This is a genomic window from Streptomyces sp. NPDC026673, from assembly GCF_040638135.1.
GTDB lineage: Bacteria > Actinomycetota > Actinomycetes > Streptomycetales > Streptomycetaceae > Actinacidiphila.
This window is the reverse complement of the sequence record NZ_JBEZXR010000148.1, coordinates 1-7900: the sequence shown is the minus strand read 5'-3', so window position 1 is coordinate 7900 and position 7900 is coordinate 1. Positions and strand designations below refer to the sequence as shown.

Sequence of the window (7900 nt, the reverse complement as noted above, 5' to 3'; positions counted from 1 at the left end):
CCAGAATGCCCAGCCCCGGAGGCCCCGACCCCGGCCCACCACACACGCAGCGGCGCGGTCACTGACCGCGCCGGGCAATCGGGCGGGAGGGTGGGGGAGAAACCCCAACCGCAACCACAAACGGCGCCGCACACGACCGGTACCGCAACCACACATACGCGTCAAGCCACGAAATGCAGGGGCGTGACGCCCCACCCCGCCCCGGGCCTACTGGAGGTAGCACCGAACGAACCGTTCCGGCCCCCCGGCCCGAGGAGACCCCCCATGACGCACATGATCCTGACCCGCCGCTTCTTCGCCCTGGCCGCCGCCTCCGCCGTCGTCACGGGAGGCGCGCTCCTGCCGGCCACCGCTTTCGCCGCCGCGCCCGCGACGCAGCACGTGGTCGCGGCCGACCCCGGCGGCGAGGACCCGGGCGACGACAACAGCTCCACGCTCCTGCTGACCCACGACATGACCGAAGACGACTCGTGGATTCTCACCGACGACTGGGACCCGGGCTGCGGTGACCACGACGGGGACGGCTACGGCGGTGGCGTCGACACCGGCGACGACTGGCGCTCGCATCCCGTCTGCATCACCGCACCCTGTGAGCTGTGAGACCTACCGGGCCTCAGGCCCCAGCTCCAGCCCCGGCCCCAGCCTCAGGCCCCAGCTCCAGCCCCGGCCCCAGCCTCAGGCCCCAGCCCCGGCCCCAGCCTCAGGCCCCAGCCCCAGCCCCGGCCCCCCGGTCCGGCCCAGCGCAGCGAACTGCAGCGAGAGGCCGTCCACCAGGGCGCGGAGTCCCGTTTCGAAGGCGCCCTCGTCCACCTGCTGCTGCCGTTCCGCGAGCAGGTGGGCCTGGCCGAGGTGGGGGTAGTCCGCGGGGTCGTAGGCGGTCGGATCGCCGACGAACCCCCGGGCGAAGGACCCCAGGGCCGACCCCGCCACGAAGTAGCGCATGAGGGCGCCCACGCGGGTGGCGTGGGCCGGGGGCCAGCCGGCGGCGGTCATGCCGCCGAAGACCGCGTCGGCCATGCGCAGGCCCGCGGGGCGGCGGCCCGGGCCCTGGGCGAGGAACGGCACGATGTTCGGATGGGCCGCCAGCGCGCCGCGGTAGGAGCGGGCCCAGGAGACGAGGGCGTCCCGCCAGTCGCGGCCGTCGTCGAACATGGAGACGTCGACCTCGCCGACGACCGCGTCGGCCACCGCGTCCAGGATCTCGTCCTTGGTCGTGAAGTGGTTGTAGAGGCTCGGCCCGCTGACGCCGAGTTCGGCCGCGAGACGGCGCGTCGAGACGGCCTGAAGTCCCTCCCCGTCCACGAGCGCGAGTGCCGTCGCGACGATGCGTTCGCGGCTGAGCAGGGGCTTGCGGGGGCGGGCCATGCGGCACATAGTAGAGGCTGCCACCGAGAAACTAGCAGTGATAATTTAAAGCCGAACCGAGGTGCGCCGTGAATCTTGAGCTGTCCGAGGAGCAGGCCGCGGTCCGTGCGCTGGCCGCCGAGTTCACCGAACGCGAGATCGTGCCGCACGCGGCCGCGTGGGACCGGGCGGAGAGCGTGGACCGCGGGATCGTCAAGAAGCTGGGCGCCGTCGGCTTCCTCGGGCTGACCATCCCCGAGGAGTACGGCGGCTCGGGCGGCGACCACCTGGCGTACTGCCTGGTCACCGAGGAGCTGGGCCGCGGCGACTCCGCCGTGCGCGGCATCGTCTCCGTCTCCCTCGGGCTCGTGGCGAAGTCCGTCGCCCACTGGGGATCGGAGGAGCAGAAGCGGGCCTGGCTGCCCCGGCTGACCTCCGGCGAGGCGGTGGGCTGCTTCGGGCTGACCGAGCCCGGCACGGGGTCGGACGCCGGAAGCCTGACCACGCGCGCCCGGCGCGACGGCGGCGACTATGTGATCAACGGCGCCAAGATGTTCATCACGAACGGCACCTGGGCGGACGTGGTCCTGCTCTTCGCCCGCACCGACGACGCCCCCGGTCACAAGGGCGTCAGCGCCTTCCTGGTGCCCGCGGACGTCCCCGGCCTCACCCGGCGCGAGATCCACGGGAAGCTCGGGCTGCGCGGTCAGGCCACGGCGGAGCTGGTGCTGCAGGACGTGCGCGTTCCGGCCTCCGCCATAATCGGCCCCGAGGGGAAGGGCTTCTCGGTGGCCATGTCGGCCCTCGCCAAGGGCCGTATGTCGGTCGCCGCCGGCTGCGTGGGCATCGCCCAGGCCGCCCTGGACGCGGCGGTGGCGTACGCGAAGGAGCGGGAGCAGTTCGGCAGGCCGATCGCCGCGCACCAGCTGGTGCAGGAACTGCTCGCGGACATCGCCCTCGACGTGGACGCGGCACGGCTGCTGACCTGGCGGGTCGCCGATCTCGTCGATCGGGGGCTGCCCTTCGCCGCGGAGTCGTCCAAGGCGAAGCTCTTCGCGAGCGAGGCGGCGGTGCGCTGTGCCAACAACGCGCTGCAGGTCTTCGGCGGCTACGGCTACATCGACGAGTACCCGGTGGGCAAGCTGCTGAGGGACGCCCGGGTGATGACCCTGTACGAGGGCACGAGCCAGATCCAGAAGCTGCTGATCGGCCGGGAGCTGACCGGGATCGCGGCCTTCTGAGCGGCTCTGCGGGAGCCGACCGACCGCTCGGTATCTAAGCGCTTGCTCAGCGCCGATGTAAGGTGTCCGCCATGGACGTGGAGGCGGAGCGGTCGGAGCGGACCGAGGCATGGACCGGTATCACCCCCGATGCCGCCAGGCGGCTGGTGATCGCGGCGGTCGAGGCGTTCGCCGAGCGCGGCTACCACGCGACGACCACCCGGGACATCGCGGGCCGGGCCGGCATGAGCCCGGCGGCGCTCTACATCCACTACAAGACCAAGGAAGAGCTGCTCTACCAGATCAGCGTGGTCGGGCACCGGCTCTCCCTCGGGCTGCTCCAGGACGCCGCGAACGGCGAGGGCGGCCCCGCCGACCGGCTGGCCGCCGCCGTGCGCTCGTTCGTCCGCTGGCACGCGGAGCACCACACCACGGGCCGTGTCGTGCAGTACGAACTCGGGGCGCTCGGCCCCGAGCACTACACCGAAGTGGTGGAGCTGCGCCGGGGGAGCGAGGCCGCGGTCCGCTCGGTGATCCACGACGGCGTGCAGGCAGGGGAGTTCGACGTGCCGGACGTGTCCGGGACCACCGTCGCGCTGCTGTCCCTCTGCATCGACGTGGCCCGCTGGTTCAATCCCGGGGGGCGCCGGACGCCCGACGAGATCGGCGCGCTCTACGCCGATCTCGCCCTGCGCATGGTCGGGTACACGCCCCGTCAGAAGTAGAAGCGCACGACCGTCTCTGCGACGCAGACCGGCTTGTCGCCGCCCTCCCGCTCCACCGTGATCCCGACGACGAGCTGCGCGCCGCCCGGCACCTCGCTCACCTCGGCGATCCGGCCGGTCGCCCGCAGTCGCGAGCCGACCGGGACGGGGGAGGGGAACCGCACCTTGTTCACCCCGTAGTTGACGCCCATCCGCACGCCCTCGACCCGCAGCAGTTCCGGGGTGAGGGACGGGATGAGCGACAACGTCAGGTAGCCGTGCGCGATGGTGGTGCCGAAGGGGCCCTGGGCCGCCCGCTCCGGATCCACGTGGATCCACTGGTGGTCCCCGGTGGCGTCCGCGAACAGGTCGATCCGCTTCTGGTCGACCTCCAGCCAGCCGGTCGTGCCGAGGTCCTCCCCGATGGCGGCCTTCAGTTCGCCGACCGAGGTGAAGATCCTGGGCTGTGCCATGTCATGCCTCCCGTACTGTCCAAGCGCTTGCTCAGCATGGTCTCCGCGGCGGACCCCTGTCAACGCCCCGCACCCGGCGCGTACCAAGGGCCGTTCGTCCGGCTTGTGACTATCTTTCATCTCCGTATGTCCCTGTTCGCGCTGGTGGAGGAGACACAAGTGGCCGAGGCCCCCACGGAGACCAGCCCGCCCGACTGGCACACGGTGGAGGTCCGGCACGGCGGCACCCCCTCCCGGGCGGACCGTCCGGCCCTGCTGCGCCCGGCGACCTGGCCCCAGACCTGGCTCGCCCTCGCCGTCTACTGGCTCGCCAGCCGGGTGGTCATGCTGGCCCTGCTGCGCAGCGGGCAGGGCGACATCGCCCGCGAGGTGCACTTCCTCTACCGCCACTGGAGCGAGGGCTTCACGCACGGGACCTTCCCCGTCGGCGACGTGACCTGGCAGTACCCGCCCGGCGCCGCGCTGGTGATGCTCGCCCCCGCGCTGCTGCCCGGGCTCAGCTACTTCCAGGGCTTCGTCCTGCTGTCGCTCGCCGCCGACGCCGTCGTCCTGCTCCTCCTCCTGCGGGCCGGGACCGGCAGGCCCGGACGCAGCACGGCCGGTGCGTGGTTGTGGGTGCTCGCCCTGCCGCTGCTGATGCACCTGCCCTACGCCCGGTACGACCTGATGGTCACCGTCGTCGCCGTCGGGGCCCTGCTCGCGCTGCCCGCACGGCCGCGGCTCGGCGGCGCGCTCGCCGGACTCGCCGCCCTGATCAAGCTCTGGCCCCTGCTGACCGTGCTCGGCACCCCGCGCGGCCGGACCACCCGGCAGACCTGGACCACGCTCGCCCTGTCCGCCGGCGGTCTGCTGCTGGTGCTGTGCACCGCATTCCGCGGCGCCCTCGGCTTCCTGTCCGCCCAGCACCACCGCGGCGTCGAGATCGAGTCCCTCGGCGGCACCTTCCTGCACGTCGCCGAGATGTTCGGCTGGCCGGGCCGCGTGGTCGCGCACTACGGGTCGCTGGAATTCGTCGGCCCGTACGTCGCCGAGATCACCACCGCCTCACTGCTGCTCACCGGGCTCGCCCTGGTGTGGCTGCTGATGTGGCGCGTACGCGCGGCCCGCTGGACCCCGGCCACGCCGTACGACGCGGCGCTGACCGCCGTGCTGCTCTTCACCGTCACCAGCCGGGTCATCAGCCCCCAGTACCTGATCTGGCTCATCGGCCTCGGAGCCGTCTGCCTGACCATGCGGCAGACTACCCAACGGCCGGTCGCCGCACTGGTGCTGCTCGCCACCGCCGTCACCACGGTCGACTACCCGCTCTTCTTCGCGGACGTCACCGCCGCCACCTGGCAGGGCGCCGTCATCGTCGCCGTCCGCAACGCGCTGCTGGTCGCCGCGGCGCTCGTCTCCTGCGTCCGGCTGTGGCGCACGAGCGTCCCGCACCGCGAACGGCTGACCGCGCTCCCGTAGAGTCGGGACGTGGCGAGGATCCCCGGCGAGCACCGCGAACTGACCGTCGGCCAGCTGAGCGGGCGCAGCGGCGCCGCCGTCTCCGCACTGCGCTTCTACGAGGACAAGGGCCTCATCAGCAGCCGCCGCACGGCCGGCAACCAGCGCCGCTACACCCGGGACACCCTGCGCCGCGTCGCCTTCATCCGGGCCTCCCAGCGGGTCGGCATGCCGCTCGCCGCGATCCGCGAGGCGCTGGACGGCCTGCCCGAGGGCCGTACCCCGGACCGGGCGGACTGGGCGCTGCTCTCCGCGGGCTGGCGGGCCGAACTCGACGCCCGCATCGACCGGCTCACCCGGCTCCGGGACAGCCTCGACGACTGCATCGGCTGCGGCTGCCTCTCCCTGGACCGCTGCGCCCTGTCCAACCCCGGCGACGTGCTCGGCGACCACGGGCCGGGCGCGCGGCGGCTGCTCGGCACGGAGCCGCCGCGCGCCGTGCCCGCTACCAGGCCGCCGGCCTGCGGGCGGCCCACGGACGGGCCGACTCCAGCTGCGCCGACAGCGAGATGAGCGTCGCCTCGTCCCCGTAGCGGCCGCCGAACATCACACCGATCGGCAGCCCGCCCTCGGTCCAGTGCAGCGGCACATTCACCGCGGGCTGCCCGGTGGCGTTGAAGATCGGCGTGAACGGCGTGTACGAGGCCAGGCCCGCGAACTCCGCCGCCGGGTCGTCGTCGTCGCGCAGCCCGGCGCTCCCCACGAACGCCGGGGGCTGCGCCAGCGTCGGGGTCAGCACCAGGTCGTACGAGGACAGCAGCGCGTCCGCGATCAGCTGGCCCAGCGCCCGGAAGGCGTACAGGGACGCCGCGAAGTCGGGGCCGCTCACCTTGCCGCCCTCGGCGCGCAGGTGCCGCGTGAGCGGCATCAGCAGTTCCTCCTGCTCGGGGGCCACCGGGTAGACGGTGGCCATCACGCCCCACACCCGGGTGAAGGCGTCCAGGATCGCGCCGTCGACGGGCAGTTCGATCTCGTCCACCTCGTGGCCCAGCTCGCGCAGCAGCTCCGCGGTGCCGTCGTAGGCGGCACGGCAGTCCGGATGCAACTCCACGCCCGGCACGGGCGGCTGGGGCAGCCCCACCACGCGCAGCGCGCCGGGCTCACGGCCCGCGTACGAGGAGAACGTCTCGCCGGGCGGCAGCGAGGGAGCCGCGTACGGGTCCCCGGGCATCGGGCCCGCCAGCACGTCCAGCAGGGCCGCGGCGTCCGCCACCGTCCGGGCGATCGGGCCGCTCGTGCTCAGCCCGCTGACGTCGTGCTGCACCGGCCCCGCGCTGACCCGGCCGCGGCTCGGCTTGATGCCGAACAGGCCGCAGACGGAGGACGGGATGCGGATCGAGCCGCCGCCGTCGCTGCCCTGTGCGATCGGGGCCAGCCCGGCGGCGACGGCGGCCGCCGCGCCTCCGCTGGAGCCGCCCGCGGAACGCTCCGGGTCCCACGGCGTACGGGCGGGCGGGGCCAGCCGGTTCTCCGTGTAGCAGGGCAGCCCGAACTCGGGCGTGTTGGTCTTCCCCAGCAGTACCGTCCCGGCCGCCCGCAGCTTGGCCGCGACATGGTCGTCGACGTCCGGCACGTGGTCCGCGTACGCCTGCGAGCCGAGCGTGCAGCGCACGCCGGCCACGAAGTTGAGGTCCTTGACCGGTACGGGGACGCCGTGCAGCGGCGACAGTGCGTGCCGGCGGTCCTCACGGCGGGCCGCCAGCGCCTCGGACTCGGCGTCGGCGGCCTGCTTGCGGGCGATCTCAGGGGTCACGGTGATGAAGGCCCCGAAGGTGTCGTTGAGCCGGTCGACGCGGTCGAGGTAGTGCTCCGTGAGTTCCGTCGGGGAGATCTCGCCGGCCTTGATCGCCTGTGCCTGTTCCAGCGCCGTCAGATCGTGCAGTTCGGCCATGTCCCGGTCCCGTCCCATCCGCGCGAGGGTGGTGGTTGCGTTGCCTGGGGTGGCATCGTCGCACCACGGCGGCGGGGGTGTCAGTAGCGCGGCGCGCGGTGCGCTTTCCGGCCCGGGGTGCGCTGTGTGGGGCCCGGTGTTTGTGTGCGGCTCGTTTGCGCCTGCGGCGGGCGGTTTCCCCGCCCGCCCTCCCTCCCCCCAGCCTTCGGCCGGGGGGACCCCCATCCGGCGCGGTCGGTGCGGGCCTGCGCCATGTTCGTCTCGGGGCCGGTGCCGCGCCGGCGCACTCCCGCAGCCTCCGGCCGGGGGTACCCCCACCAACGCTCGCGGTTTACCCCCACATCATTCCGCGCCGGGTCCGCCGCTCGTCTCCCCCAGCCTTCGGCCAGGGGAGCACCCCGTCACACCCCCTCCGGTCGTTGACGCGCACGACGGCCGGTGGGGGTTCGGTTGGGCACTCGCGGCAACCCCGGACCGCTTCCTGACCCCTGCATCCCCCAGCTACCGCTGGGGGTGCCCATGGGGCCTCTGACGACCGGTGGGTTCGGTTGGGCACTCGTGGCAACCCCGAACCGCCTCCTCACCCCTCTCCCCCGAGCTACCGCTGGGGGTGCCCATGGGGCGCCCGGACCCGGTGGGGTTTGGGAAGCATGCGCGGTGACCCCGGACCGCCTTGTGACCCCCCTCCGGGGATCAGGCGCGCTACGAGAGGGAGGGGGCGGGGTCGTAGGGGTGGGCGTTCTGGACACTTACGTGTATTTGTTGTGCGGC

The 7900-nt window shown here is 73.2% G+C and carries 8 protein-coding genes; 5 read left to right on the top strand and 3 right to left on the bottom strand.

Annotated features, from left to right (window positions below):
• Positions 1-264 precede the first annotated feature (264 nt).
• On the top strand, positions 265-600 hold the full coding sequence (locus tag AB0F62_RS41985; RefSeq protein ID WP_361811943.1) for a hypothetical protein: 336 nt from the start codon (positions 265-267) through the stop codon (positions 598-600).
• 75 nt (positions 601-675) lie between these two features.
• Here AB0F62_RS41985 and AB0F62_RS41980 read toward each other — a convergent pair whose 3' ends face one another.
• Complete coding sequence (locus AB0F62_RS41980; protein ID WP_361811940.1) at positions 676-1365, bottom strand: TetR/AcrR family transcriptional regulator C-terminal domain-containing protein; 690 nt, start codon at positions 1363-1365, stop codon at positions 676-678.
• Between the two features lie 68 nt (positions 1366-1433).
• Between AB0F62_RS41980 and AB0F62_RS41975 the strand changes: the two genes are divergently transcribed.
• The gene (locus AB0F62_RS41975; RefSeq protein ID WP_361811938.1) at positions 1434-2585 is read left to right on the top strand and encodes an acyl-CoA dehydrogenase family protein; all 1152 of its coding nucleotides are present in this window, start codon (positions 1434-1436) and stop codon (positions 2583-2585) included.
• A 71-nt stretch (positions 2586-2656) separates the two neighbouring features.
• Complete coding sequence (locus tag AB0F62_RS41970) at positions 2657-3289, top strand: TetR/AcrR family transcriptional regulator (RefSeq protein WP_361811935.1); 633 nt, start codon at positions 2657-2659, stop codon at positions 3287-3289.
• On the opposite strand, the gene AB0F62_RS41965 is transcribed toward AB0F62_RS41970, so the two are convergent.
• Positions 3280-3741, bottom strand: coding sequence for a MaoC family dehydratase (locus AB0F62_RS41965; RefSeq protein WP_361811932.1), 462 nt, complete (start codon positions 3739-3741; stop codon positions 3280-3282). The two genes, AB0F62_RS41970 and AB0F62_RS41965, sit on opposite strands and share 10 nt — an antisense overlap.
• Positions 3742-3867: 126 nt before the next feature.
• Here AB0F62_RS41965 and AB0F62_RS41960 point away from each other — a divergent pair, with 126 nt between their 5' ends.
• Both AB0F62_RS41960 and soxR read left to right on the top strand, forming a co-directional pair.
• Positions 3868-5199 carry a glycosyltransferase 87 family protein gene (locus AB0F62_RS41960; protein ID WP_361811929.1) on the top strand — a complete coding sequence of 444 codons (1332 nt, stop codon included), beginning with the start codon at positions 3868-3870 and terminating at the stop codon, positions 5197-5199.
• A gap of 9 nt (positions 5200-5208) precedes the next feature.
• Positions 5209-5751 (top strand): redox-sensitive transcriptional activator SoxR, encoded by a 543-nt coding sequence (gene soxR, locus AB0F62_RS41955; protein WP_361811926.1) that lies wholly within the window; start codon positions 5209-5211, stop codon positions 5749-5751.
• Here the strand turns inward: soxR and AB0F62_RS41950 are convergent.
• Complete coding sequence (locus AB0F62_RS41950; protein ID WP_361811946.1) at positions 5684-7129, bottom strand: amidase; 1446 nt, start codon at positions 7127-7129, stop codon at positions 5684-5686. The genes soxR and AB0F62_RS41950 overlap by 68 nt on opposite strands.
• Between the last annotated feature and the right edge of the window lie 771 nt (positions 7130-7900).